24 protein-coding genes and 3 pseudogenes are annotated in these 24,743 nt (G+C 57.7%); 17 read left to right on the top strand and 10 right to left on the bottom strand.

Going from position 1 to position 24,743, the window contains the following annotated elements; all coding sequences use genetic code 11:
- Positions 1 to 166: 166 nt before the first annotated feature.
- Both QRN20_RS26465 and QRN20_RS26460 read left to right on the top strand, forming a co-directional pair.
- The gene (locus QRN20_RS26465) at positions 167 to 565 is read left to right on the top strand and encodes a hypothetical protein (protein ID WP_088236395.1); all 399 of its coding nucleotides are present in this window, start codon (positions 167 to 169) and stop codon (positions 563 to 565) included.
- A 68-nt stretch (positions 566 to 633) separates the two neighbouring features.
- Positions 634 to 1,116 (top strand): GNAT family N-acetyltransferase, encoded by a 483-nt coding sequence (locus QRN20_RS26460; RefSeq protein WP_029241503.1) that lies wholly within the window; start codon positions 634 to 636, stop codon positions 1,114 to 1,116.
- Positions 1,117 to 1,182: 66 nt separating this feature from the next.
- On the opposite strand, the gene QRN20_RS26455 is transcribed toward QRN20_RS26460, so the two are convergent.
- From QRN20_RS26455 to QRN20_RS26445, 4 genes and pseudogenes are all read right to left on the bottom strand, one after another.
- On the bottom strand, positions 1,183 to 1,308 hold the full coding sequence (locus QRN20_RS26455; protein ID WP_004887921.1) for a hypothetical protein: 126 nt from the start codon (positions 1,306 to 1,308) through the stop codon (positions 1,183 to 1,185).
- 76 nt (positions 1,309 to 1,384) lie between these two features.
- The gene (locus QRN20_RS26450) at positions 1,385 to 2,863 is read right to left on the bottom strand and encodes a chemotaxis protein CheW (protein ID WP_088235012.1); all 1,479 of its coding nucleotides are present in this window, start codon (positions 2,861 to 2,863) and stop codon (positions 1,385 to 1,387) included.
- Positions 2,860 to 3,330, bottom strand: a pseudogene (locus tag QRN20_RS26995) (methyl-accepting chemotaxis protein); the annotation flags it as partial. The gene QRN20_RS26450 and the pseudogene QRN20_RS26995, both read right to left, overlap by 4 nt.
- 159 nt (positions 3,331 to 3,489) lie before the next feature.
- A pseudogene (locus tag QRN20_RS26445) lies at positions 3,490 to 4,929 on the bottom strand (PAS domain-containing protein); the annotation flags it as partial.
- An 829-nt stretch (positions 4,930 to 5,758) separates the two neighbouring features.
- On the opposite strand from QRN20_RS26445, the gene QRN20_RS26440 reads away from it, so the two are divergent.
- From QRN20_RS26440 to QRN20_RS26430, 3 genes are all read left to right on the top strand, one after another.
- Positions 5,759 to 5,935 carry a con-10 family general stress protein gene (locus QRN20_RS26440; protein ID WP_004887928.1) on the top strand — a complete coding sequence of 59 codons (177 nt, stop codon included), beginning with the start codon at positions 5,759 to 5,761 and terminating at the stop codon, positions 5,933 to 5,935.
- A 213-nt stretch (positions 5,936 to 6,148) separates the two neighbouring features.
- Positions 6,149 to 6,496, top strand: a complete 348-nt coding sequence (locus QRN20_RS26435; RefSeq protein ID WP_029241506.1) for a con-10 family general stress protein — start codon at positions 6,149 to 6,151, stop codon at positions 6,494 to 6,496.
- Between the two features lie 128 nt (positions 6,497 to 6,624).
- Complete coding sequence (locus tag QRN20_RS26430) at positions 6,625 to 7,176, top strand: ATP-dependent Clp protease proteolytic subunit (protein ID WP_029241507.1); 552 nt, start codon at positions 6,625 to 6,627, stop codon at positions 7,174 to 7,176.
- 16 nt (positions 7,177 to 7,192) lie between these two features.
- Here QRN20_RS26430 and QRN20_RS26425 read toward each other — a convergent pair whose 3' ends face one another.
- On the bottom strand, positions 7,193 to 7,519 hold the full coding sequence (locus QRN20_RS26425) for a hypothetical protein (protein WP_025992875.1): 327 nt from the start codon (positions 7,517 to 7,519) through the stop codon (positions 7,193 to 7,195).
- A 248-nt stretch (positions 7,520 to 7,767) separates the two neighbouring features.
- On the opposite strand from QRN20_RS26425, the gene QRN20_RS26420 reads away from it, so the two are divergent.
- The 9 genes and pseudogenes from QRN20_RS26420 to QRN20_RS26380 all read left to right on the top strand — a co-directional run bounded on the left by QRN20_RS26420 (position 7,768) and on the right by QRN20_RS26380 (position 17,042).
- On the top strand, positions 7,768 to 7,971 hold the full coding sequence (locus QRN20_RS26420) for a hypothetical protein (RefSeq protein WP_163003806.1): 204 nt from the start codon (positions 7,768 to 7,770) through the stop codon (positions 7,969 to 7,971).
- 121 nt (positions 7,972 to 8,092) lie between these two features.
- Positions 8,093 to 9,001, top strand: a complete 909-nt coding sequence (cyoA, locus tag QRN20_RS26415) for a ubiquinol oxidase subunit II (protein ID WP_096767686.1) — start codon at positions 8,093 to 8,095, stop codon at positions 8,999 to 9,001.
- 1 nt (position 9,002) lies between these two features.
- Positions 9,003 to 10,976: a cytochrome o ubiquinol oxidase subunit I gene (gene cyoB, locus QRN20_RS26410; RefSeq protein WP_058432620.1), complete on the top strand. Its 1,974-nt coding sequence runs from the start codon at positions 9,003 to 9,005 to the stop codon at positions 10,974 to 10,976.
- A gap of 2 nt (positions 10,977 to 10,978) precedes the next feature.
- Positions 10,979 to 11,593: a cytochrome o ubiquinol oxidase subunit III gene (gene cyoC / locus QRN20_RS26405; RefSeq protein ID WP_088236394.1), complete on the top strand. Its 615-nt coding sequence runs from the start codon at positions 10,979 to 10,981 to the stop codon at positions 11,591 to 11,593.
- A gap of 1 nt (position 11,594) precedes the next feature.
- Positions 11,595 to 11,933 carry a cytochrome o ubiquinol oxidase subunit IV gene (cyoD, locus tag QRN20_RS26400; RefSeq protein ID WP_004887942.1) on the top strand — a complete coding sequence of 113 codons (339 nt, stop codon included), beginning with the start codon at positions 11,595 to 11,597 and terminating at the stop codon, positions 11,931 to 11,933.
- A 217-nt stretch (positions 11,934 to 12,150) separates the two neighbouring features.
- The gene (locus QRN20_RS26395; protein WP_122605210.1) at positions 12,151 to 12,390 is read left to right on the top strand and encodes a DUF2934 domain-containing protein; all 240 of its coding nucleotides are present in this window, start codon (positions 12,151 to 12,153) and stop codon (positions 12,388 to 12,390) included.
- 391 nt (positions 12,391 to 12,781) lie between these two features.
- Positions 12,782 to 14,971 (top strand): GAF domain-containing hybrid sensor histidine kinase/response regulator, encoded by a 2,190-nt coding sequence (locus tag QRN20_RS26390; protein WP_285361561.1) that lies wholly within the window; start codon positions 12,782 to 12,784, stop codon positions 14,969 to 14,971.
- Between the two features lie 159 nt (positions 14,972 to 15,130).
- A pseudogene (locus QRN20_RS26385) lies at positions 15,131 to 16,297 on the top strand (hypothetical protein).
- A gap of 19 nt (positions 16,298 to 16,316) precedes the next feature.
- The gene (locus tag QRN20_RS26380; protein ID WP_029241510.1) at positions 16,317 to 17,042 is read left to right on the top strand and encodes a DUF892 family protein; all 726 of its coding nucleotides are present in this window, start codon (positions 16,317 to 16,319) and stop codon (positions 17,040 to 17,042) included.
- Between the two features lie 214 nt (positions 17,043 to 17,256).
- On the opposite strand, the gene QRN20_RS26375 is transcribed toward QRN20_RS26380, so the two are convergent.
- On the bottom strand, positions 17,257 to 17,544 hold the full coding sequence (locus QRN20_RS26375; RefSeq protein ID WP_197697510.1) for a DUF2934 domain-containing protein: 288 nt from the start codon (positions 17,542 to 17,544) through the stop codon (positions 17,257 to 17,259).
- A gap of 339 nt (positions 17,545 to 17,883) precedes the next feature.
- Here QRN20_RS26375 and QRN20_RS26370 point away from each other — a divergent pair, with 339 nt between their 5' ends.
- Positions 17,884 to 18,264 (top strand): hypothetical protein, encoded by a 381-nt coding sequence (locus tag QRN20_RS26370; protein WP_285361560.1) that lies wholly within the window; start codon positions 17,884 to 17,886, stop codon positions 18,262 to 18,264.
- 19 nt (positions 18,265 to 18,283) lie between these two features.
- Here the strand turns inward: QRN20_RS26370 and QRN20_RS26365 are convergent, their stop codons facing one another.
- The 4 genes from QRN20_RS26365 to QRN20_RS26350 all read right to left on the bottom strand — a co-directional run bounded on the left by QRN20_RS26365 (position 18,284) and on the right by QRN20_RS26350 (position 22,895).
- Positions 18,284 to 19,735, bottom strand: coding sequence for an amidase (locus QRN20_RS26365; RefSeq protein WP_285361559.1), 1,452 nt, complete (start codon positions 19,733 to 19,735; stop codon positions 18,284 to 18,286).
- 61 nt (positions 19,736 to 19,796) lie between these two features.
- On the bottom strand, positions 19,797 to 20,729 hold the full coding sequence (locus tag QRN20_RS26360) for a SphA family protein (protein WP_058432622.1): 933 nt from the start codon (positions 20,727 to 20,729) through the stop codon (positions 19,797 to 19,799).
- Between the two features lie 68 nt (positions 20,730 to 20,797).
- Positions 20,798 to 21,769: a helix-turn-helix domain-containing protein gene (locus QRN20_RS26355; RefSeq protein WP_122435315.1), complete on the bottom strand. Its 972-nt coding sequence runs from the start codon at positions 21,767 to 21,769 to the stop codon at positions 20,798 to 20,800.
- 115 nt (positions 21,770 to 21,884) lie between these two features.
- Positions 21,885 to 22,895, bottom strand: coding sequence for a GlxA family transcriptional regulator (locus tag QRN20_RS26350; protein ID WP_122605204.1), 1,011 nt, complete (start codon positions 22,893 to 22,895; stop codon positions 21,885 to 21,887).
- Positions 22,896 to 23,019: 124 nt separating this feature from the next.
- Between QRN20_RS26350 and QRN20_RS26345 the strand changes: the two genes are divergently transcribed.
- Together QRN20_RS26345 and QRN20_RS26340 are read left to right on the top strand one after the other, a co-directional pair.
- Positions 23,020 to 23,910 carry an MBL fold metallo-hydrolase gene (locus QRN20_RS26345; protein ID WP_032652481.1) on the top strand — a complete coding sequence of 297 codons (891 nt, stop codon included), beginning with the start codon at positions 23,020 to 23,022 and terminating at the stop codon, positions 23,908 to 23,910.
- A gap of 81 nt (positions 23,911 to 23,991) precedes the next feature.
- On the top strand, positions 23,992 to 24,537 hold the full coding sequence (locus tag QRN20_RS26340; RefSeq protein ID WP_122419199.1) for a cysteine hydrolase family protein: 546 nt from the start codon (positions 23,992 to 23,994) through the stop codon (positions 24,535 to 24,537).
- Positions 24,538 to 24,743 lie beyond the last annotated feature (206 nt).

The following is a 24,743-nucleotide window of genomic DNA, read 5'->3' as shown; positions in this document are numbered from 1 at the left end:
CCCACGCGGAGCGATGGGCACGATCAGTGTTGAGGCAGACTTGTGTATAACGATGCTCTGCGTCCCATCGGGTCTGTTCACTTAACTGTTTCAGGAGCCCGCGCCACGATAAAAGGCCTGATGCACCTATGGTCAGACGCCTCGCACAATGGCTATGCTGCGCCCCATGAATGCATCGCTTCCCACCCGAAACCCTTGCCCACCCGGCGTCTGCGATTGCGAACGGGATCGGCTCGATGCGCCTGACGCCGACCGGCGGATTCTGCTGCTGACCCGCGATCAGGAGAAGCGCCTGCTTGAGCGTCTCGAGGCCATCACCAGCCTGGGCGATCTGGAACACGTGCTGCGCAAGATCGAAACGCAACTGGGCGTCCGTGTAGAGGTCATGCCGGGCTTCAACGAGGTGCGCACGATGCGCGGCATCACTATAGTCGTGGAACAGAAAATCGGTGTCTGCCGCAAGACTCGCCAATCCATCCCCGCCGCCATCAGACGGGCGCTGGAAGCCAACCCGCACATCGCCTGGCAATTGCTCAACGCCAACGACCTGCTGCGCGACGCCTGACTACCGGACTGTCGAACGATGCGGCTATCATGCCGCGCCATCATCCTGCAGCCTGCCAAGGAGTCTCTGTGTCCCTCACCATCCGCCCCGCCACTGCCGCCGACGCCAGCCAGATTCTGGCGTTCATCACCGAACTTGCGATCTACGAACGTGCCGGGCATGAGGTCAAGGCCAGCGAAGAGGACATTCAGCGCTCCCTGTTCGCAGACAATGCACCCGCCAGGGCGCTGATGTGCCTGTGCGACGACAAGCCCATCGGGTACGCCGTGTATTTTTACAGCTACTCCACCTGGCTGGGTCGCAACGGCGTGTACCTGGAAGACCTGTACATCACACCGGAACAACGCAGTGTCGGTGCTGGACGCAAATTGTTGCGACACATTGCCCGCGAAGCGGTAGCCAACGACTGTGGCCGTCTGGAATGGAGTGTGCTGGACTGGAACGAACCCGCCATCAAATTCTACGAAGCCATCGGCGCCGCGCCGCAGGATGAGTGGGTGCGCTATCGGATGGAAGGCAGCGTTCTGCGCGATTTCGCAGCAGGCGAATGATCGTTAGACGCCAGTAAACGAAAACGCCCGGTCTGTGAAGGCCGGGCGTTTTTATAAAGACAGGTGTCAACAAACACCAGGCGGAATGCCATCCTTATTGAAGTCCTTGAGGCGTTCCTTTTCCTCGGGCGTCGAGTGCGCAGGCACGTCGTCGCGAGGTTCCGGTTTCTTTTCATCTTTCTTGTCAGTCATCGTCAGATGCTCCACTCGTGGCTGTCAACGTAAGGCCACATGCGCAGCGTTCGGTTCAGATTGATTCACCCTCACATCACGCGACCGCGCGTTGCTGCACGCTCTGCTCCAGTTGTCTGGCCACGCCTTGCAAGTCCAGCAGCGTCAAACGGGAACTGCGTTCAGGACTGCCGACACTGACCAGTGAGCGCGCCCGGTCGTTGACCGAAATATCCTTGCCCAGATTGGTCTGCCAGCCCTGCTCCAGCATTGCCGGATCAAACTGATTGAACGCATCGATCGAGTCGACCCGACTCACTGTAAATCCGAAACAGAGACGTTCACCCCGCACAATCAGCACGCGGGACGCTTCGGTCTGCGCTGGCGCTGTCTCGCCAAGCAGGCTGCTCAGACAGATCAACGGCACCTGCTCACCGCGCAGATTGAACTGCCCCAGCAAATGCGTAGAGGGTTGGGCCAAGCCGATCAGTTGCCGGGGCACGGCAAGAATCTCGACGATCTGGCTCAACGGGGCGACGAAGCGGCTCGGTGCATCGAACAACAGACAGGCATGCCGCAGCATCGCCTTCGTGACGTCATGCGAGGCTTGCGCAGGCTGTACGTCGTTCTGATAGACCTTGGTGTAACTGGTGACCTCGGGCCGTTGCAGCAGCGCCGGATGATCGAGCAACAAGGCTTGCTTACCTTCCTGCAGATTCATCACCCCGGCGAACAGCTCGGGATGAGGCAAACCATACGCGGGCGCCGCCAGGAGGCTGTCCGGGTCCTGCCGATGAATCGCGACCATACGGTCGTAACCAAACCCGCAAACACGCCCGTCCGGCGCGGTCAGCAGCAGGAGTTGAGGCTTGGAAACCTGCCGCGTGTGATCCAGCCCCAGGACCTCGGAAAGGTTGAGCGCCGGCACCTTTGTACCGCGCACCGAGGTAACGCCAAAGCAGCAATCGCTGCCGAAATCCGATGCGCTGATTTCAGGCCCGTCCACCAGTTCGGTAACGACGCTGGCATCGATGCAGAAGTGCCGACCGTCGCACTCGAAGACCAGATAGTGCAACAAGCGACGCTTGGCCGCCTGGGCTTCCTCCTTGAGCAACTGTGCGTGCTGATCGGCCGCAAACATGACGCCCGGCAGACTGGCCAGTACCTGCAGATCCAGCTTGTAGATCATGCGCGACTCTTCGCTGCCCAACAGCAGCTCCGGCAGCAATCCGGTGCTGGTGCCGCCAGGTCCTATCGAACAGAACTGCGCGTCACGTGCCTTGAGAATATCGCACACGGTATCGATCGCCAGCCCCAGATAACCGCCGCCGAATTTCAGGATGGCAACCAGCGGTGTGGGTGCCGAATTGTCGGCCCCTTCGGCAAGCTGACCACGCAGATCCACCAGTGGCACCGGTTTGCCACGCAGTGTGAACACGCCCAGCAGTGCACCGCGTGTCAGCGGATGCGACTGCAGATCGGTCGGCCAGTGCACCGCCTCCATCAACGCATCGGCGATGACCGCCAGGTAGGTGCCGTTTATCTGCACCACGCCATAGGCATGCACGCCGTTCATGCAGGCTGCCCGAGCGACATCCTGTCCAGCGCCTCAGTGCTGCTGCCATTGGCATTGGCCTTGTGCAGCTCGACGATCAACGACTCGACTTCCTGCGCAGAAACACGCTGTTTCTCGGTGGCCGCATTGATCCCGTCAATGGCCTGAGTGGTCTGCATCACACCTTCGACGATGTGCTCGAAGGCTTCGCCCGCGCTGAGGGAAATCTCGTTGCCCGACTCGATCCGGCCGACCGTTTCGAGAATCAGTTTGTTGATCTCCTTGGTCGCCCGCGAAGACTTCTCGGCCAGCTTGCGCACCTCGTCCGCCACGACCGAGAAACCAAGACCATGCTCACCGGCGCGCGCCGCTTCGATGGCGGCGTTGAACGCCAGCATGTTGGTCTGGCTGGCAATTTCGCTGATGACCTGAACGATATCCTGAATGCCCTCAGCCGATTTGGCGATCATGCCCATCGCTTCGGACGCCTTGTTAAGCGTCTGCGAACCACGGCTGGCCTGTTCACGCGTCTGTCTGGCCAGTTCGGTGGCGGTGTCGGTGCTTTGCGCGACGTAGGCTATCGCGCCCATCAGCGCCTTGACCGAATTGTCCATGGCCAGAGTCTTGGCCTCGATGGCCTGCTCGATCTCGACCTGACGGGTGATGTCGGTGGCGAACTTGACGACTTTGAACGGCTTGCCTTCGTGGTCGAAGATCGGGTTGTAGGTCGCCTGAATCCAGATGTGCTGGCCGTATTTGCTCAGGCGCATGAATCGTCCCGAGAAGAATTCGCCCTGCCCCAGGCTGTGCCAGAACTCGCGATAAGGCGTGCTGCGCACGTATTCCTCTTCGCAGAAGATCCGGTGATGCTGGCCCTTGAGCTCCTGCATACCGTAACCCATCGCTTTCAGGAAGTTGGGGTTGGCCGTGAGGATGTTGCCGGCCATGTCGAATTCGATCACCGCCTGGGCACGGTCGATTGCCGTGACCTTACCCTTGTCCTCGACACTGCTTTCCTTGGCATCGGTCACGTCCAGCGCGAACTTGACGATCTTGTAGGCCTTGCCCTGAGCATCGAAGATCGGGTTGTAGGTAGCCTGAATCCAGATCTCTCTGCCGTCCTTGCGCTTGCGCTTGTATTCGTTGGCGTCGTATTCGCCACGGCCCAGCTTGTCCCACAGTTCGCGATAGGCAAGGCTGCTGATGAAATCCTCGGAACAGAACATGCGGTGATGCTCACCGACAATCTCGTTCAGGTCATAGCCGAATACGTTGAGGAAATTGCGGTTGGCGGTCAGCACCTTGCCGGTCAGATCGAACTCGATCACGGCCTGGGAACGCTCGATGGCGGTCACCTTGCCGGCCTGCTCGGCCTGGCGGGCGCGGCTTTCCGTAACGTCGTTGGCGAACTTGACGACCTTGTACGGGCGGCCGTCCGGATCGAGGATAGGGTTGTAAGTGGCGCTGATCCACAGCTCGCGACCGTTCTTGCCGACGCGTTTGTATTCGCCCGAGTCATACTCGCCACGCTCAAGCTTCGCCCAGAAGGCACGGTAGGCCGGGCTGTTGAGGTATTCGTCATCGCAAAACATGCGGTGGTGCTGACCCTGAACCTCGTCCAGACGGTAGCCCAGAATCGACAGAAAATTTTCGTTGGCGCTGAGCACACGACCGTTCAGGTCAAACTCGATCACCGCCTGCGAACGCTCGATGGCAGACACCTTGCCTTCGTATTCGGCATTGGTCTTGCGTTGATGGGTCACGTCGGTTGCGAACTTCACGACCTTGAACGGATTGCCGTGCTCGTCGAGCACCGGATTGTAGGTCGCCTGCAGCCAGATTTCCTTGCCGCCCTTGCCCAGCCGTTTGTATTGACCTTCATCGAATGCGCCCTCGCTCAGCTTCTTCCAGAACGTTGCATATTCCAGGCTGGAAGCGTGGTCGGGGGTGCAGAAAATGCGGTGATGACGGCCCTGAATTTCGTCGAGGCGATAGCCAACGCAGTCCAGAAAATTGGTGTTGGCCCGCAGGATGTTGCCTTCAAGATCGAATTCAATCATCGCTTGCGACCGATCAATGGCCGTCATGAGCGAGTGGAGGTCCAACTGCACCCCGGTTATGTCCTTAGGGGTACTTACAGTTGTTGTCGACATGAACAGTGCTCTGAGAATTAAAGCAATTAGGAAAAAAGGTGATGCACATCAGTGTTCGCGGGCGAGGCAAACGCTTCACAGCACATGCCACGTTGCTGCCTGCCGGGCAAAACAGGTAATCGTATTTCTCGATGACCCCGATAGCGCTGCAGCCCATACGGACTAACGGTTGGCGTCGAGCTCTCGGCTCATGAAGACCTGACAGCTACAACAGATTGCGCCATGAGCCATTAGTTCGCCACTACCGGTAATCCGATGTTTCGGAGTGTCACGCCATCAGGAAAAAAACCAGATCACCAGGACGACTGCCCCGGTCCATGTAAGGGTGAGCAGGAACGAAAGCCCTGCCAGACGCGGATCCATGTGCCTCCCGGATGTGACAGGAAAAGTGCCTGAAAAAAATCAGCCTCTGCATACGGGTGGCGAGGTCCGGTGGATCACCCCTTCGATCATTATTTTTTTGCCGGTCTGGCGACCTGAGACGGCGCTGCTCCACGTACGCTCGAAACAACGCACGCTGACGTGAGTGATCGAGAAAACGATAGATCGCAAAAAAAGCGTAACGGCTGTCAGACCGATATCGAAACTGTACAAACTCGCCCGCTTAATTCGTTACCTGTACAAAGCCTTTACAACTGCTGCCACTTATCGGCCGGAAAACAAATAGTAAAAGCATTCTGCGCCTGACGCTTATCGGAGTAAGTGTCCGTTCTGGAAACTGGACGCCAACTTCGAGAATCGTAAATGATACTGGAGAGCCATCATGACTACAGGCAATAAAAACCCGGGAAACTTCGCCAATGATCGCGAGAAAGCATCGGAAGCCGGTAAGAAAGGAGGACAAGCCTCGGGCGGCAACTTTGCCAACGACCGGGAAAAAGCCTCTGAGGCAGGTAAAAAAGGCGGACAAAACAGCCATGGTGGCGGCCGCAAATCCTGATTGATCCGTGTCAACCATGTTCCGGCTTGTTTACGTCAAAAGGGGCCATTCCGAACAGGCCCTGCAGCGTCTGATCAACACTGCGTAACGCGTAGACGAGTCTGGAACGCGACACTTTCTGGCAGGTATTTATAATGCCTGCAGCGAAGATCCATACAATCGATCCCGATTGTTGACTTGTACAGTACTGCAACTTCAATGAGGTATCAGAAAATGGCACAAGATAAACAAGGCGGCATGAGTGTAAACGAAGCGGGCAAAAAAGGCGGCGAAGCAACCTCAGCCAGCCACGACAAAGAGTTCTATCAGGAAATTGGCAGCAAGGGCGGTCAGAACAGCGGCGGCAACTTCAAGAATGACCCCGAGCGCGCTGCGGAAGCTGGCAGCAAAGGCGGCCAGAACAGCGGCGGCAATTTCAAGAACGACCCTGAGCGCGCCGCGGAAGCCGGCAGCAAGGGAGGCCAGAACAGCGGCGGCAACTTTGCCAATGATCGCGAAAAGGCATCTGAGGCCGGACGCAAAGGTGGACAAAACAGCCATGGAGGCGGACGCAACAGCTAGTCCACAGGCGTTGACGTGACGAAGGTATTCGTCTCTGCTCGTAACGATCACCCGACCGGTTACGGTGTCCTCGGACGCCGCGACCGGCCGGGTGTTCGACTGTCCGTTATTTATCACGAAGGTGCGTCATGACCTTGCATATCATCAACTTCACCGGCCCCATCAATGCGTCCACCTGCGGCCAGACCATCGAGAAGGCGGCCTTGGCGGTTCAGAGCAAAGCCACGGGCCTTACGATCAACATTGCGACGCTGGGCGGCGAGTGCAGTTACGGATTCACCCTCTACAACTTTCTGATGGCGCTGCCGATTCCGGTGCACACGCACAACCTGGGCACCGTGGAATCCATGGGCAACATCGTCTTTCTGGCGGGCGAGCGCAGAACGGCGTGCCGACACAGCAAGTTCCTGTTTCACCCGTTTCACTGGTACTTGAATGGTTCTGTCGACCACTCACGCATGTCTGAATACGCCATGAGCCTGGATTACGACCTGCAGCTCTATGCCCGTATTGTGGGTGAGCGCACCAAAAATGCTGAAGAAAAGCTGGAGATCGAAAAGTACCTGACCGCTGCACCGCGCATTCTCGACCCCGCGCAAGCGCTGACGGCCGGGATGATTCACGCGGTGACGACTCCCTTACTGGAGGGCGAATTCGTCATTCACGCTGTCCATTCGTGAACCGCTGTCCTGCCGATCAATCGTCGTCATCGTCTTCTTCACGATCAGCGCGATCGGCACAGGGCAGCCGGCCCGACTCCCCTCCGGCAATCCGCTCGGCCTGATCCCGACCCCGTTTCATGGCATCCGGAACCGTCCACTCGGCGCCCGGCAATCTGGTGGTTCGCTTCGCCACGGAGCGTCCCTCCTTGTCACACACGCTGACGACCAATTCGATATCGCCGTCCGGCAATTCATGAGCACACACATTGGCCTTGCAACCATTTTCCAGGTCACGCTCATAACTCTTTTCAATAACGGGACTGTCAGACTGTGCGGGAGACGTGGATGACTTGTTGAACATGCTGCCCTCCGGGAAACTATTACATGCGAGACACACTTGATCAGCATATAAAACTTACAGCCAACTGCCATGGCACCCGACAAGAGGCACCCTGCCGCTTCGTTAGTTGTGCCGTTCGTCGCCTCTTGAGCATTTTTTCAAAACCAAGCCACACTTGCTGCATTCAAACCGGTTGGTAGCCAGAACGAAGTCGGCGCAAACACTATCGCAACAGGCCAAGTGCAATGCATATGGCCAGGAGTCGCCGAATGTCGCCTATATCGGATAGAGACCGGAGCAACTGCTCCGAGTATGCCAATACCCCTTCCAATCATGCCGCCTATGAACGCCGCATGGAAAACCTTGCTAATCAGACAAGTAAAAACAGGCAATCAAAAGGCCAGCACTCACCGCAGCATGACATTCAACCGAATAACACTTATGAGCATCTTGAACGGCGCAACCTTTATTGACTGCCAACAGGTTCAATAACGTTTTCGTTTGAGCTCGTATTGGTTTTATAGCCAGTCGGTACTTAGAGTGATGGCAACTTAGTTGCACTTTGGTTTTTCTGAAACGCGAGGTAGAAGGTCAATGCGAACGGTCAAATCCTGTCTGGTGGCGCTCTGTTTCGCTCTGATGTCAGGGTGCAACTGGGTGATTTTCAATCCCAAGGGTCAGATCGCACTCGAGCAGCGCAACCTGATCATCCTCGCCACCGCCCTGATGCTGATCGTCGTAATTCCGGTCATCGTGATGACGTTTCTGTTCGCCTGGCAGTACCGGTCGACCAACAAGAAAGCCAGGTACTCCCCGCGCTGGGCAAGCTCCCACAAGATCGAAGCCGTGGTGTGGGGTGTTCCTCTGGTCATCATTATCATTCTGGGCTGGGTGACCTGGGTCACGACGCACGAGCTCGACCCTTACCGCCCGATCGAATCCGACAACCCGCCGATCAATGTCCAAGTGATCGCCATGGATTGGAAGTGGTTGTTCATCTACCCGGACCTGGGCATTGCCACGGTAAACGAGCTGGCCATGCCGGTGCATACGCCAGTCAGTTTCACGGTCACCTCTGACGCTGCCATGAATTCGTTTTTCATCCCGGCCCTGGGCGGCCAGATCTATGCCATGGCCGGCATGCAGACCCGCTTGCACCTGATTGCCAACGAGGTCGGCCAGTACCGAGGCATCTCCGCCAACTACAGCGGTCCCGGTTTTTCCGACATGCACTTCAGCACCCTGGCCACGACGCCCGCCGACTTCGAGGCTTGGGTCACAAAGGTCAGGAACACTTCCCGAACACTCGATCCAGCGACTTACAAGACGCTGGCGACGCCGACTCACGGCTATGACATCACCTACTACTCAGCTGTCGATCAGCAGCTCTTCAAGACCATCGTCGACAAGTACGAAGGGATGAACAAATCAAAAAGGACGATACCGGAGCCAGTGGCCTCCGAAGATGCCGATGACCGTAATTCGACGCAGAAGGAGCGCTGACATGTTCGGAAAACTGTCCTGGGACGCCATCCCGCTTCATGAACCCATCATCATGTATACCCTCGCGGTGGTTGGCCTCATCGCCGTAGGGATGGTCGGGTCGATTACCTGGAAAGGGGCCTGGGGTTACCTGTGGCGCGAGTGGTTCACTTCGGTGGACCACAAGAAGATCGGCTGCATGTACATCATCGTTGCGCTGGTCATGCTGCTGCGCGGGTTTTCGGACGCCATCATGATGCGCACGCAACAGGCGATGGCCGCTGAGGGGGGCCCTGGCTATCTGCCGCCCGAGCATTACGATCAGATCTTTACCGCACACGGCGTGATCATGATTTTCTTCATGGCGATGCCGTTCATGGTCGGTCTGCTGAATATCGTGGTGCCGCTGCAGATCGGCGCCCGCGACGTGGCTTACCCATTCCTCAACGCGCTGAGTTTCTGGCTGTTCGTGGTCGGTGCCGCGCTGGTGAATATTTCGCTGGGCGTCGGCGAATTCGCCAGAACCGGATGGGTGGCCTATCCCCCGCTCTCGGAACTGGGATACAGCCCGGGCGTCGGCGTGGACTACTACATCTGGTCGCTACAGATATCAGGAATAGGCACGTTGCTGACGGGGCTCAATTTCTTCGTCACGATCCTGAAGATGCGCACCACCGGCATGACGCTGTTCAAGATGCCGGTGTTCACCTGGACGGCGCTGTGCACCTCGGTACTGATCCTCGCGGCGTTCCCGATCCTGACCGCCACGCTGTTCATGCTCACCCTGGATCGCTACCTGGGCATGCACTTCTTCACCAGCGAAGCCGGCGGCAACCCGATGATGTACGTGAACCTGATCTGGGCGTGGGGGCATCCGGAGGTGTACATCCTGATCCTGCCCGCGTTCGGCATCTTCTCGGAGATCGCGGCAACCTTCAGCAGCAAACGCCTGTTCGGCTACAAGTCGCTGGTGTGGGCCACCATCGTGATCACCGTGCTGTCGTTCATCGTCTGGCTGCACCACTTCTTCACCATGGGCGCGGGTGCCAACGTCAACGCGTTTTTCGGCATCATGACCATGATCATTGCTGTGCCGACGGGCGTGAAGATCTTCACCTGGTTGTTCACCATGTACCACGGTCGGGTTCGTTTCGAGACGCCGATGCTGTGGACCATCGGCTTCATCGTGACCTTCAGCATCGGCGGCATGACCGGCGTGTTACTGGCCGTACCCGGGGCCGACTTCCTGCTGCACAACAGCCTGTTCCTGGTCGCCCACTTCCATAACGTGATCATCGGGGGCGCGGTATTCGGCTATATGGCCGGGCTCACGTACTGGTTCCCCAAAGCGTTCGGGTTCAAGCTCAACGACCGGCTGGGAAGACTCTCGTTCTGGTGCTGGATTGTCGGTTTCTACTTCGCGTTCATGCCCTCCTACGTGCTGGGTTTCATGGGCATGACGCGACGTCTCAATCACTTCGACAACCCCGAATGGCGTCCGTGGCTGATGCTGGAGCTGATCGGCGTGGCAATCATTCTGGTGGGCGTGGCCGGACAGGCCCTGCAACTGTTCGTCAGCATCCGCAATCGCCACACGACCCGCGACACCACCGGCGACCCTTGGGATGCCCGGACACTGGAGTGGGCGACCGCCTCCCCGCCTCCCGTCTACAACTTTGCCGAGCAGCCAAAAGTGGATGATCTGGATGCCTATTGGGGCATGAAAGAACGTGGTGTCAGCACCCTCAGTCATACCGACTACCGCGCCATCCATATGCCTCGCAATACGGCTGCCGGTCTGATCATCAGTCTGTTTGCACTGATCGCAAGCTTCGCGCTGGTCTGGCACATCTGGTGGCTGGCTGCCTTCGGTCTGGTCGCTTCTGTGGTGACGATGGTCATTCGCAGTAACGACGATGACATTGACTACTTCATACCGGCGCAGGAAGTGGCTGAAATCGAACAGGCGCGACTCAAAGAATTGGCGGAGGCATGAGCATGTCTAACATTGTGATCGACAAGGACATTGCCCATAACCATGAGCAAGGTCACGAAGACTCGGGCTCGATGTCGGTCTTCGGGTTCTGGATCTACCTGATGACCGACTGCATCCTGTTCGCGACGCTGTTCGCAGGCTATGCGGTACTGCGCGACAGCGTCGCAGGCGGACCGTCCACGGTGGACATTTTCGAACTGCCCTACGTGCTCACCGAAACCATGCTGCTGCTGTTCAGCAGTATCACTTACGGCTACGCCATGCTGGCCATGAACCGCGATGACCGCACTGGCGTATTGCGTTGGTTGGGGGTGACGTTCCTGCTGGGCACCGCCTTCATTGCCATGGAGATCAATGAATTCCATCATCTGATCGAGCAGGGCTACGGCCCGGATCGCAGTGGATTTCTTACCGCTTTCTTCACGCTGGTCGGCACGCATGGCGCTCACGTATTGACGGGGCTGGTGTGGATGGCCGTGCTGATGTGGCAGGTGCGCAGCCGTGGACTGACGACCGTGCACGCAACCCGGCTCAGTTGCCTGAGCCTGTTCTGGCACTTTCTCGATGTGGTCTGGATCTGCGTGTTCACTGTCGTCTACATTTTGGGGGTTCTCTGATATGTACACTCAAAGCCCTGTGCGCAGCAGCGCCGGAACCAGCCACGGCAGCAGCCGTTCCTACATGGTCGGTTTCATCCTGTCGGTTGTCCTGACCCTGATTCCCTTTCTTCTGGCCATGTACCCCGCACTGCCGCGAATGACGACGTTGTGGCTGGTGGTGTTGACCGGGCTGATTCAGATCGTCGTGCACCTGAAATTCTTTCTGCACCTCGATACCGCAGCCGAGCAACGCTGGAACATGCGCGCGCTGATATTTTCCCTTGTGATCATTGTCCTGCTGGTGGGGCTGACGTTGTGGATCATGTTCAGTATTCATCACAACATGCTTGCACACTGACACTGCCGCTGTTCGGAACTTGCTTGAGAAGAACGTTTTACTGCTTGATCCATGACACTTCATGGATCAGGCAAGCTCATACCTGCACCCCAACCAGACTATTTTCGCAGCTCCGCTCATCTGTTTTATTCCTGAAACACCCCCCGACGATTTAGATCAACTAATCTTTATCTCAGGGCGTTATGCACCCCTTGTTTTTATATAGAAGGAGAACGTAATGAACGAAGAAACCCTCAAACAGATCGCTTACCGTGTGTGGGAAGAACAGGGAAAGCCCGACGGCATGGATTTTGAACACTGGCTGGAGGCCAGACGGGAACTGGATGGCCAGAACAGCGACGGCCTGACAGGTTCCATCACCAGCAGCGTTGCGCCTCCCGCCCCGAAAAACAACGCAAACCCGGCGAAAAGGAAGGTTGGAAAGACGAAATCCGATACATCATCAAGCACCGTCTGACTTTAATCAGTCCCTCGCAGCTGCCGTTTCTGATGCGGCAGCTACTGCCTGATTTCGCCTCCAAATAACGATATTTTATTCTTGTATAATTTTACAAAAACACTCATTTGAATATATTACCCACTCAATAAGATATCGACTTTATTGCTGAATAAATGCACTTTATTCCTCGCTGAAAACATCCTTTACAGGTGCCATAAATGCTCAAAAAAACAGACACTTTTTTATCGAGTGGCTGTTTTTCGCTATTCCACTCCAGACTGAAACAGATGTTTTACTGCCATAGCGCAAACACGCCCCACTGTTCGACCTTGTAGTTTCAAGATTTTTACGGAATATGGATATGCCAGCATCAGGAGCAAAAGAGCCATGCGCCTGCGGGATGAATTACATGAACAGGTTTGAACGGGAGCAGGCACTGCTGCGCCAGCGCAAGGTGCTGGCAGAGTTTGGAGAATTGGCGCTGATCAGCCCGGATCTGGATATTGTGATCAACTCGGCCTGTGCCAGGGCTGGCGAAGCACTGGGAACCCATCTGGCAAAGTTCGTACAGATCACGCAGGACAGACGACAGATGTGGGTCCGCAATGGCGTCGGCTGGACACCGGGGATCGTTGGTCAGCTCAGACTGCCTTTGAAAAAGGGCGGTCCAGAGTGGCACTCGCTGGACATCAACCAGCCCGTTATCTCGACCGATGCGATCCAGGACACTCGCTTCAACCTGCATCCTTTTCAAACCGACAATCAGGTAAAGGCCTTCGTGAACGTTATCGTTTACGCACCCCATGACCAGTCCCCCATCGGTATCTTTCAGGTCGACAGCCGCGTCTCGCGTGCCTTCAGCGACCGCGACGTGGATTTCCTGCGCAGTTACGCCAACCTGATCGCAGGCTGTTTCGAACGTTTCCGGATTACCGACGCGCTCAAGGCAACCGAGGCGCGGCTGCGTGAAAGCGAAAGGCAATGCCGTATTGCCGTGCAACTGAATCCGCAGATTCCCTGGACGGCAGACGCTCAAGGCACCATCACCTCTCTGGATCATCGCTGGTCGGATTTCTCCGGTGTGCTGCGCGAGAAGACGCTGGGCCAGGGCTGGAGACAATCCACGCACCCGGATGACATGTCCATGATCATCCAGCAGTGGCGCCAATCGGTCGCGACGTTGCAACCGTTCGATATTCAGGTGCGTCTGCGAAAGGCGATGGGCGAGTATCACTGGTACCGCGTCCAGGCCTTTCCCGATCTGGATGACGAAGGCTTATGCAGGCAGTGGTATGGCACCGTCGAAGACATCAACGAGCGCGTTCAACTGGAGTCTGTGCTGCGCCAGTGGAATGATCACCTTGAAGAGCGCATTGCCGAACGAACCCGACAGTTGCAGGAGGAACAGCGTGAGCGCGAAGCCGCCGAAGCCAAGCTGCGGCAAAGTCAGAAGATGGAAGCCGTGGGCCAGTTGACCGGGGGCATTGCCCATGACTTCAACAACCTTCTGGGCAGCATCTCCGCCAGCCTGGAACTGATGCGACTGCGCCTGGACAGCGAGCGTTATTCCGAGGTGGACAAGTATCAGGCGCTGGCGATGACGGCGGTGAAACGAGCGGCGGCCCTGACCGCGCGACTGCTGGCATTCTCACGCCTGCAACCGCTGGAGCCGCAAGTGCTTGACCCCAGTGCCGTGGTTGCCAGCATGGAGGACATGATCCGTCGCACCATGGGTCCGACGATTCAGGTGACATGCCAGTTGAGCAGTGTGGGCAATATCAATTGCGACCTCAATCAGCTGGAAAACGCGCTGCTCAATCTGTCGATCAACGCGCGGGACGCCATGCCCAAAGGCGGCACGCTGACCCTTTGCACCCAGCGCCTGGAGCCCGACGAGGCGATGGCTGTGGCAGAGGATCTGCAGCCACTGCCTTACGTATTAATCTCGGTCATTGATGACGGCTGCGGGATGGACGAAGAAGTCTTGCGACGGGCGTTCGACCCTTTCTTCACGACAAAAAAACTCGGTCAGGGCACCGGTCTCGGGTTATCGATGATCTACGGATTCACCCGACAGTCCGGTGGACAGGTGCGTATCCAGAGCGAATCGGGAGTCGGCACAACCGTGACCATGTACTTCCCCGTCGATCAGAGAACCGTCGAACAGACGGCCGACACCACGTATGCCGCCATGCCGGAAAAAACCGGAAACGGCGAAGTGATTCTGATTGTGGACGATGAAACCGGTGTTCGTGAAATCGCCGCCGACCTGCTGTCCGACCAGGGCTACGACGTGTTCGAGGCAGCCGACTGCATATCGGCTCTCGAACAAGCCAGGACGCTCGACAGGCTGGACCTGCTGATCACCGACATCGGCCTGCCAGGCCCCATGAACGGCATCATGCTGGCGCAGGAACTGACGGCGTCGCGCCCTACCCTCAAGGTGCTGTTCATCACCGGCTACACCAAGGCAGAAGGCATCACAGAAGGACAGTCGCTGGGAAAAATGCTGTTCAAACCGTTCAGCCTGATCGAATTTTCGGACAGCGTAAAAAGCATTCTGAGCAAGAACGAGGACTCCAGAACCGACCTCGCCTAGTGCCGTGCGCTGGTCATTCGAAGGCCCGTTTTCTCCATTCGTCAGCCACACCGTTTGTTCGACGGCCACTGGTCAGACGCTGGAAATCCTGGTGAGCCATGGCCGGTCATTCAAAGGAATGCACAGGTTTATTCCAGACCTGACGACCGGAGAAAGCGCATGACAACACTTTCCAACCTGCTCGACAACAAGGGTACACCGCTCGATAAACAGCACTTCACCTGGAAGGAAATGGCAGGCAAGCCCATCTCCAAACTGGATGACGATGCCTTCACCCGGGTACGGGTGATCCTCATGAACGGCGTGGAGTCCGACGCCTTGCGTCTCAAGCATTTCGGCTCCCGTTTTCACAAGGCGTTGCGCGATCCTCTGGCGCAGGTACGCCGTGCGGAGCAGCACCAGATGACCATAGTCAACTGGCTGCTGTCGGCGGACCACTCGCCGCTGGAAACCACGGTAGCCTACGAGCAGACGGCCATCGAAATCACCGCCGCCGTGGCGCAGACCGAGCCGGACCCTTATCAGGCGCAGACCTACCGCTTCGGACTGCTCGAGGATTTCGATCACCTGTACCGTTATTCGGCGATGCTTGATCGCCTCTAAGGCAAGGATGCGAACAACATTCTTCAGGGCTACACCGACCTGGTGCCGGGGCGTCCGACCAGCGAGCATCATCGTGCGCCGCAGGATGACTTGCGTGAGAACTACCAGAAGGATCAGGCCGAGCTCATCACCAAGATCCATGCCGCGCTGATCACAGCAGCCGAATACCAGACCCATGACTATTACATGAACATCGGCCCGACCTTTGCCGACCCGGTGGCACGTGCGTTGTACGCTGAAATCGCCTCGGTGGAAGAAAAGCATGTCACCCAGTACGGCTCGCTTCAGGACCCGAGCGAGACCTTCATCGAGAAATGGCTGATCCATGAAGCCATGGAAGTCTACGCCTACGCCAGTTGTGCCGAGCAGGAAGACAATCCGCGCATCAAGGCGATGTGGGAACGCTTCGTCGATTATGAACTGGGGCATCTGAATCTGGCATGCGAGCTGTTCAAGAACCTTGAGCGCCGCGATCCGGCCGAAATCCTCGGCGGACAGCTACCCGAGATGATTGCGTTCAAAAGTCAGCGGGATTTCGTGCGCACCACACTGGCCGCAGAAGTCGATCTGCGGGCCCATGGGATCAATTACGTCAACAAGCAGGATGAAAATCAGGCATCGCTGGATTACCGCGCCCGCCTGAACGCACAAGGTGTTCCGGCGAGTGTGGCGTCCGCCGGATACAACTGGCAGCCCGGCACCGAACTGAACCACCCACTATAAGCACGCGGGGGAAACCGTCATGACGAGTCCTGAACTGAAACTTGGCCTCAACCGTACGCCTGTCCAGTTGTCGCCCGATGACACACAACGACAGATCGAAGCCACACAACGCTTCCCGGCCGATGTGCCCGGCAGCATCGAACAACTGACCGAAGAGCGCCAGCAAGCCATTCTCGACGCGGACACAGTGGGGTCCGTCCCGATTCCAGGCTCGCTGAAGGGCATGGTCAAAAGCGCCCTGGATAAACTGCGCGGCAAGAACCCGGAAGTGCTCATCGACAAACTGGGCGAGCGGCTGGCGTTCGAGCGCACCGGGGTGCGCATGTACGAAGCCATGATTGCCAAGGCCTTGTCGGCAAAGGGTGCGGACAGCGTGCTGGTCGATACCTTGCGACAGATCCAGAGCGAAGAGCATCAGCATATGGCGGTGCTGCGCAAGGCCATCGAAACCCTGGGTGGCGACCCTACTGCCATGACGCCCTGCGCAGACGTGGCCGCCGTCAAGTCGCAAGGCGTGATGCAGGTGCTGACCGACCCACGCACCACGACCTCGCAGTGCCTGAGCGCAATCCTGACCCTGGAGCTGGAAGACAACGACGCCTGGGCCATGTTGATTGAACTCACTCGCAAGGCCGGGCATCCGATGATTGCCGGCGACTTCGAACAGGCATTGCGCGAGGAAGAAGAGCATCTGAGTGCCATCCGCACGATCCTGAAAGAAAACCTGCTGGCTCAGGTCGACTGAACATGACCGGTGAAGGGCAATCCATGACTGCCCTTCATCGGCATAACAAGAGAAACAGCCTCATGAACATCCCTGCCCGTTTCGAATTCCATTACGTCCAGAATGGCGTAAAACAAAGCGTGACCATTCTCACAGACACGCTTTTCAAGAAGCCTGCGCCTGTCCTGTCTTTGCGGGCACAGCCGTCACCCGCTCTGAAGAAATCCGGCAAACGTTAGTCTGCAGGCCGCTCACCGCTGGACTCGATCTGCTCGGATGAATCAAGCAGTGCGGCGTCCGCTGGCGGCTGGTCGGCCTCCAGCGTCTTTTGTGCCTTGTCCCAGAACTTGAGGCGTTCACGTTCGCCCTCCGGACTGCCCGCCTGTTGCCACAGTTCATAGGCTTTCTGACGGACTTTTTCTTCGTCGACCATCTTTATTTCCTCCTTGCCTGACGTACGGTCGAGCCTTGAAGCAGGCCCTGTCAGGATGACCGAACGCTGATCTGGAAGTTGTGCATTCATGGCATCAGACCGACCACTGGATACACCGATTATCTTCCTCGGCCCACAGTCCATGACGCTCGTCAGGAGCGTGCATTCCATCCCATTGCCGCTCATACCTTTCGTCTTTCAATTAAACGAACTTGTACTTTTTTTGACAGCCCTATACAAAGGTGGACCGCAATATCACAGGGCCACTAGACACACCCATGACCAACTGAATCGATCCGAAATACATTCATCAATGCGGCACCCATGAGCAAGGACCAAGCCCGCTGGCAAACAAAAACAATGGTGCAGATCAAGGAGGATGATCGAGCAGTGCTACCCGGAGTTATCATGAACGAAAGATGTCAAATCGTGCCCTCCACCCTTCTGCAAAGACTGGCGAAGATAGACAGACTGCCCTGCCCTGCCCTGCCCTGCCCCGATCAGTCGGCAGCGGTGCAGGAACTTCGTGAACTGATCATCAGCCCCACACCCTTGCCACTCGACGACGACCTTCGTTACATCCTCGGCAGAGCCAACTTCAGCTGCATGTGCATTGCGCAGGGCCTGAGGCTGCTGGGTTATCAGATCCCGGAAAAATCCGAAGACGAACAGGCGGCGGCCATCCACTGGATGCTGTCCCACTACCTGCGCGATCCGGTGAACTGGCGACGCAACGCGTCGGATGAATTCCAGTGCGGTGCCAACCTTGAAGCACCGATACGACCCGGCTCACATCAGCCGGGTGTCTGATAAAGCGTGAAACCGCCCATCAGAAACGACAGGCATTGACCAGCGGTACACGACCGCGCCAAGGCTGGGCGCGTTCCAGTTGCGCGGCGAGTGCCAGCAGCGTGCTTTCCTCGCCGAACCGTCCGGCAAAGTGTGCGCCCATGGGCAAGCCCGCAACGCTCCAGGACAGTGGCACTGACATCGCGGGTTGACCGCTGGCATTGAACAGCGCGGCAAAGGGCGAGTAGCGGTGAGAGCGCTCGATCATGTCGTCCAGGCTCAGGCTGATATCCGGGACGACCAGCTCACCGATGCGTGCTGGCTCACGCGTCAGGACCGGCGACAGAATCACATCGTAGTCCTGCATGAACGTTGCCAGTTGACGACCCAGTGCATGAAGCCACTCAACAGCAGCAGCGTACCGAGCGCCGCTGACATTGCCCTTGTCGCGCAGAATGATCCGGGTGCGTGCTTCCAGTTCGGCGTCCTGCACATCGAAACCGCGCATGCGCCCCAGCAGGTCGACGTGATTGCGGGTGTTGGCACCGATGATGGTAAACACGTGATCCAGAAATTCCGGCAACACCACGGGCAGGCTGACCGGCTCGATTCGATGCCCGAGGGACTCGCACAATTGCGCCGCTTCGCGCACCGCTGCAAGGCTCTCGACCGAGGTGGGCCAGGTGCCCGACTCCTCGATCAAGGCAATGCGCAAGGGTTCGGGATCACGTTGCACGGCGCTGACGTAAGGTGTGGTCTGAACAGGCGCCGCGTACGGCGCGCCAAGGTCCATGCCAGCCGTGGCGTCCAGCAAGGCGGCACTGTCACGCACCGACAAGGTGAGCGCATGTGCAGTACTCATCCCGGCCCAGCCCTCGCCCACCATCGGACCGGAAGGCATCAGCCCGCGACTCGGCTTGAAGCCGAACACACCGCAGCACGATGCGGGCACCCTTAATGAACCACCTCCGTCGTTGCCGTGAGCAAAAGGCACCACCCGCGCCGCCACCAGTGCCGCAGCTCCGCCACTGGAACCGCCAGCACTGTGCTCAAGGTTCCACGGGTTACGGGTCGCGCCAAAGCGGGTGGATTCGGTGGAATAGGACGTACCGAATTCAGGTGCTGTCGTGGTTCCGACAAACACGCACCCGGCACGCCTCAGGCGACTGACCCCTTCGGCATCAAACGTGGCGCGAAACTCGCCCATGGACAATGAGCCGTTGCTCATGACAGCGCCGTTGACCGGCGAAAACAGATCCTTGATAAGCGTCGGCACGCCCGCAAAAACGCCCTGGCCATTTGCAGCGCTCAGCGCAGTGTCACGGGCCGAGTCGTACAGTCGCTCGGCGACGGTATTGAGCTGCGGCTCGACCTGCTCGATACGCTGGATAACGCCCTCCAGCAGATCGATCGGCTGGACCTCGCCACGCCTGACCCACTCGGCCAGCGCCGTACCGTCCTCCTCGTTCAACAACGTCTGAATGTCTTTCATGCGAAGCCCCTGATGGTTTGAGATCGAGCTGAAATGGAAGATGGCCGCTGACGCAACCGCATCAAAAACTGTGGCCGATCCGTAACGCCACGGTGTAGCCCTCGGAGCGGTTGCGCGCGCCGAACTCCTTGTAAAGGTGAAACCACGCCGCAGGCATGCCGGGCGTGAAGTAACTGATCGCAGGTCCTGCGGCGACAACCCGGGCGCGATTACCCGTTTCCAGACCAGGCGCATCGTCATCGGAGAACTGGCGGTAATAGAACCCGCCCAGCCCGAGTGTGAACGGACCCGCATGCTGACCCACTGCAAACTCGTGGCGGTATTCGACACCGCTCCTGTAGTCGGTCGCAGGGTTGCGGGTGTTGAAGTCAGTCTGAAAGCTGCTGGACACCTCGAAACCGCTGTCGGTTATGTACGTTGCGTTGACAGTGGGAGAAAAGGTCCAGTGGTTCAACCCCGGCGAGATCAGACGATTTCTGTCGTAGTCGCCGGTCGGTGCCTGAATCTGCAAGCGCGCGTTCACGAACAGGTTGGAGGATAGATCCCACTGCAGAATGAGCGGCGACACTGAGATATCGGCCATTCGGAACGGATCCGCCTTGAGGTCAAGTGGACCGCCAGGTGTCTGCACGCGAAACGAGGCATCCATCTGAAAGAACGGCACCGCCACGCTATAGCCGAAGCGCGCACCCAGCATTCGGTAATCGGTCATGCGAAAGTACGCTACGCCGATGGACAGAACGTCCAGGGAGAAGTTGTTATCCAGCGAACGGCCGTTGCGATCTTTCTGCACGTTGGCCGAATAGAACGCCACGCGCATGCCCAGCGTGCCCACCGGCGTCGCCGGAGGCAGTATGCCTGCGCCAAAATCGTAGACGCCGAAGGAGGTGGTAGGCGCGCCATTTTCTGTGGCCTGAACCGTGGCGCTCAGGCTCATCAGGCTGAGTGTCAGGCAGGTGAAGCGTCTGATCGTGAAATTATTGTTATGAGTCATTGCATGCCCCTGACCACGAAGGTGGTGGAGCCATGCTATTCAGCCAGGCTTTTTGCCGTTATCCGTTTTCAGCAAAGATGCGTGCGCTGTAATGTCTGCGACGGTGTTTCCCCAAAGAGCGTCCGGTAGTCACTGGAAAAACGGCTCAAGTGCCAGAATCCCCAGCGCGCTGCGACGGTCTGTACTCGTTCGATCCGGCTGCTTTCACGCAACTCGCGCCTGACTGCGTTAAGACGCAACGTGCGCAGATAGGCAACAGGATTGATGCCCAGCGTTTCCTGAAAGCAGTACTGAAGTTTGCGGCGGCTGGTGCCAATGTGGTTGCACACATCCAGAATCGACAATGGCTCGTCCAGATGCGCCAGAACATAATCACGCGCCCGGTCGACCATTCTCTTTCGCGCCGTGGTATTGAGAGGCGGCGCCTGATCGGGTGCCACCAGTTCCAGCACCTGCAACATGACAGCATCCCTCAGGCCACGACGGATCGAATCGTGCTCAAGCTTCTCCAGACACGCCTGCTCACCGTTCAACAGGTTATCGAACAGCGCAGCGAACCTCGTCCGGACCGTTGGATCGGTCAAACGGTAACACTTGGGAAGATCGGTAATCTCAAAACGACTGCCCTGACGCTCCAACGCGTGCGCCAAGGCCCCCTCTTCGATCGCCACACCCAATGCATCCAATTGCAGCGGCGTGCTCAACTCGGGAAGATTCTCGCCATGCGCGACGATCAGGCTGGGTTCCTGAAGCGTGTGCCCGGCGCAAAACGCCGGACCGTTGGCGCTCAAGGGCAATGCAAAAACAATCGCGCCCTTCCAGGCCATGCCACTCTTGGCCAGCGCCTGATTGGAGCGGTCGCGGACCAGTTGCAGCCAGTCCGACCGAAACTCCGTCAGCTCGCCTTCAAAGCCACCGGGCGTCACTTGATCGTAACGAACCTGCCACCCACCGAGGTTGCGACCGTGCTCGTCGATGTCGCAGGTCTGGAAATGCTGCAGGTGAGGCGCGGTCTGTATCGCTACATTATTGTTATTCATCGGCCCTGCCCTTAATGCGTTTCAAGGTCACTAGGTTGAAAGGAGGCAAATTTTGTTCCGGTGCGGTAGCGGCTGGGTGATTTGTGCCGAATACGGCTAGGGCTCGTCGGGTAAATCAGCGGGACGTTGTGCTGGAACGCTCACTCTCTTTGCCCTTTTTACCCTCACCCCTGTGCCGAAAAAACATCCGCCGATAATCCGAAGGCGAAGTGCCCAAATGAACGCTGAACTGTTGCCGCAAGGACAGCGGCGTTCCGAACCCTGCCTCCCCCGCGATGCATTCGATCGGCAGATCAGTCGTTTCCAGTAACTGCTGTGCCCTGGAAACGCGCTCTGCATTCAGCCAGTGGGAGACCGTACTTCCGGTCGCATCCTTGAAGCGGCGTGTGAACGTGCGTCGGCTCATCCGCGCCTTTTCAGCCAGAACGTCCAGCGACAGGTCATTGCCCAGATTGAGCCGCGCCCACGCGAGCACTTCTGACAGATGAGTTTCGGACGCCAGTTGCGGGACGGGGGTTTCTACATACTGCGCCTGCCCGCCCTGCCTGTGTGGAGGTGTCACCAGCAGCCTGGCGGTGCGATTCGCCGCATCGGCACCGTGACGTTCACGTATCAGGTGCAGGCAGCAGTCGATGGCAGCCATGGTTCCGGCGGACGTCATGATGTTGTCTGCACTGACGTACAGCACATCGGGCCGAAAACGCGCTGCGGGGAAACGCTGTGCAAAGACGTCGCGAGCAATCCAATGCGTCGTCGCTTCCTTGCCGTCGAGCAAACCGGCATCACCAAGCACGAACGAGCCCAGGCACAACCCTACGATCAGCTTGCCCTGGGCATTGGCATCCTGAAGCGCCTTGATGAGCGATGCAGAAGCAGGCTCAAGGTCATCGCCCCAGGCCGGAATGATGATGACGTCGGAACTGTCCATCAACTCAAGCCCTTGCTCCACAGCGATGTCCAGGCCCTGGTCACTGCGGACCATGCCCGGCACCTGCGCACAGTAGTTGATCTCGTACCGGGGCTCATCGGGGGCGGCTTCGACAGCACCCAGCACGATCCCCGGCACGGACAGGTGAAACAGGCTTACGCCTTCAAAAGCCAGAACGGCAACGCGTATGGGTGACATGGAGCAATCTCTGGCTGAATTCGAGTTGGCCCGATTCTAACTCATTATGTCATTCAGGCCACTATTGAGCTCGCAGGCATTCGGCAAGAATGGAGCCCTTGAACACATCAACAGGCTACAACTCATGAATGTCAAAACACTACCAATGGCCTTTTGCATCGCTGGCGGCGCAGTCGCCACGGCGGCTTTCGCTGATACCAGCCCTGCCCCGGCTGCCAAGGCGTCCCATAAAGTCGAAATGCATCAGATCCGTAACGCAACCGTGAAAATCACCTACGCGGGCACGACCTTTCTGATCGATCCGATGCTGGCTGAAAAGGGAGCGTACCCAGGGTTTGAAAATACCTACCGCAGCAACCTTCGCAATCCTCTGGTCGAACTGCCCGAATCCACTGATGAGGTCTTGGCCGGCGTCGATGCGGTCATCGTGACCCATACGCATCTGGACCACTGGGATGACGCAGCGCAAAAGGCACTGCCTAAGGACATCCCGCTGTTTGCCCAGCACGAAGACGATGCGAAATTGATTCGTAGTCAAGGCTTCAAAAACGTGCGCGTACTGAACGACGAGGCTGAGTTCGGCGGCGTGAAGATCACCAAGACCGGTGGTCAGCACGGCACGGATGAAATGTATGCCGTGCCAGCCCTTGCAAAGCCTCTGGGCGAAGCCATGGGTGTGGTTTTTCAAGCGCCTGGCTACAAGACGCTTTACCTCGCCGGTGACACTATCTGGCGTAAAGAGGTCGATCAGGCAATCGAGAAGTTCCACCCGGAAGTCATCGTTCTCAATGCTGGCAAAGCAAAGATGACCGGGTATGAGGGCGCGATCATCATGGGCGAAGAAGACGTGCTGCGTGCCTCTCAGGTGGCCAGCAACGCGAAAATCGTCGCAGTCCATATGGATGCCGTCAATCACATGTCTCTGACCCGTGAGGCGTTACGTTCCTACGTCAAGCAGCACGGTATCGAAAACCGCGTGGACATACCGCAAGACGGTGCATCACTCGAGTTCTGATTCAACTCGTGTCGCCGGTGGGACGCAGGTTCGGATTTGGCGGCACACTCATCACGTTCATCATCCGATTGGAGACAGCACATGAAACCTGGCCTTATTGTTGTAGATCTTCAGAACGAGTACCTGCCCACCGGCAAGCTGCCGTTGACCGGCATTGAAGCGGCCGTTGCCAATGCCGTCCGAGTGATCGCGCATGCCAGAAGCGCCGGCGTTCCGGTGTTTCACATTCGCCATGAGTCCGAGGGTGAAGGTGCCGGGATCTTCGTCAAAGGCTCGAACGGTGCAGAAATTCAGCACGCCGTTGCGCCGCAAGGCGAAGAAACGGTGACGGTCAAGAAACACATCAACGCTTTTCGGGAAACCGATCTCAAGCATCAACTGGAGGCGTTCGGTGTTCAGGAAGTCGTGGTGATCGGCGCGATGAGCCATATGTGCATCGACGCCGTGGTGCGTGCTGCAGCAGACATGGGTTATCCCGTGACCGTACTGCACGACGCCTGTGCGACGCTGGACCTGAGCTACAACGGCGTGAATGTACCTGCGGCCCAGGTGCATGCTGCGATGATGGCGGCGTTCGAATTCGGCTATGCGACGGTCAAATCCGTCGACGATTACCTTTCTGCCTGAAACCCGCAGTGTGAAGCGCCCGGAGATGTCCGGGCGTTTCGCTTTCACGGACGAATTCAACCACGCGGCGGCTCTTGTCGTTATACGCGCGTCCTCATGAAGAAATACGATGATGATCGTTCCTACGCGCTGCGCTCATTGTTATACACACGTCCGCAAGACGCGCAAAACGGGGGCCTAAACGAAAGTGACTGACTGAATGCATA

The organism is Pseudomonas sp. fls2-241-TYG-175 (assembly GCF_030209155.1).
GTDB classification, from domain to species: domain Bacteria; phylum Pseudomonadota; class Gammaproteobacteria; order Pseudomonadales; family Pseudomonadaceae; genus Aquipseudomonas; species Aquipseudomonas viridiflava.
Note: the sequence above shows the minus strand (reverse complement) of the source record. Positions and strands in the feature narration are given on the sequence as shown.

What these genes read in the sequence shown, in the direction of transcription:
- QRN20_RS26465 (WP_088236395.1), top strand. Translation starts at nt 167, where the DNA reads ATGAATGCATCGCTTCCCACCCGAAACCCTTGCCCACCCGGCGTCTGC.
- QRN20_RS26395 (WP_122605210.1), top strand. Translation starts at nt 12,151, where the DNA reads ATGAACGAAGAAACCCTCAAACAGATCGCTTACCGTGTGTGGGAAGAA.
- QRN20_RS26455 (WP_004887921.1), bottom strand. Translation starts at nt 1,308, where the DNA reads ATGACTGACAAGAAAGATGAAAAGAAACCGGAACCTCGCGACGACGTG.
- QRN20_RS26390 (WP_285361561.1), top strand. Translation starts at nt 12,782, where the DNA reads ATGAACAGGTTTGAACGGGAGCAGGCACTGCTGCGCCAGCGCAAGGTG.
- QRN20_RS26425 (WP_025992875.1), bottom strand. Translation starts at nt 7,519, where the DNA reads ATGTTCAACAAGTCATCCACGTCTCCCGCACAGTCTGACAGTCCCGTT.
- QRN20_RS26420 (WP_163003806.1), top strand. Translation starts at nt 7,768, where the DNA reads ATGTCGCCTATATCGGATAGAGACCGGAGCAACTGCTCCGAGTATGCC.
- QRN20_RS26440 (WP_004887928.1), top strand. Translation starts at nt 5,759, where the DNA reads ATGACTACAGGCAATAAAAACCCGGGAAACTTCGCCAATGATCGCGAG.
- QRN20_RS26340 (WP_122419199.1), top strand. Translation starts at nt 23,992, where the DNA reads ATGAAACCTGGCCTTATTGTTGTAGATCTTCAGAACGAGTACCTGCCC.
- QRN20_RS26380 (WP_029241510.1), top strand. Translation starts at nt 16,317, where the DNA reads ATGACGAGTCCTGAACTGAAACTTGGCCTCAACCGTACGCCTGTCCAG.
- QRN20_RS26350 (WP_122605204.1), bottom strand. Translation starts at nt 22,895, where the DNA reads ATGTCACCCATACGCGTTGCCGTTCTGGCTTTTGAAGGCGTAAGCCTG.
- cyoC (WP_088236394.1), top strand. Translation starts at nt 10,979, where the DNA reads ATGTCTAACATTGTGATCGACAAGGACATTGCCCATAACCATGAGCAA.
- cyoA (WP_096767686.1), top strand. Translation starts at nt 8,093, where the DNA reads ATGCGAACGGTCAAATCCTGTCTGGTGGCGCTCTGTTTCGCTCTGATG.
- QRN20_RS26430 (WP_029241507.1), top strand. Translation starts at nt 6,625, where the DNA reads ATGACCTTGCATATCATCAACTTCACCGGCCCCATCAATGCGTCCACC.
- QRN20_RS26375 (WP_197697510.1), bottom strand. Translation starts at nt 17,544, where the DNA reads ATGAATGCACAACTTCCAGATCAGCGTTCGGTCATCCTGACAGGGCCT.
- QRN20_RS26345 (WP_032652481.1), top strand. Translation starts at nt 23,020, where the DNA reads ATGAATGTCAAAACACTACCAATGGCCTTTTGCATCGCTGGCGGCGCA.
- QRN20_RS26450 (WP_088235012.1), bottom strand. Translation starts at nt 2,863, where the DNA reads ATGAACGGCGTGCATGCCTATGGCGTGGTGCAGATAAACGGCACCTAC.
- cyoB (WP_058432620.1), top strand. Translation starts at nt 9,003, where the DNA reads ATGTTCGGAAAACTGTCCTGGGACGCCATCCCGCTTCATGAACCCATC.
- QRN20_RS26360 (WP_058432622.1), bottom strand. Translation starts at nt 20,729, where the DNA reads ATGACTCATAACAATAATTTCACGATCAGACGCTTCACCTGCCTGACA.
- QRN20_RS26435 (WP_029241506.1), top strand. Translation starts at nt 6,149, where the DNA reads ATGGCACAAGATAAACAAGGCGGCATGAGTGTAAACGAAGCGGGCAAA.
- QRN20_RS26355 (WP_122435315.1), bottom strand. Translation starts at nt 21,769, where the DNA reads ATGAATAACAATAATGTAGCGATACAGACCGCGCCTCACCTGCAGCAT.
- QRN20_RS26365 (WP_285361559.1), bottom strand. Translation starts at nt 19,735, where the DNA reads ATGAAAGACATTCAGACGTTGTTGAACGAGGAGGACGGTACGGCGCTG.
- cyoD (WP_004887942.1), top strand. Translation starts at nt 11,595, where the DNA reads ATGTACACTCAAAGCCCTGTGCGCAGCAGCGCCGGAACCAGCCACGGC.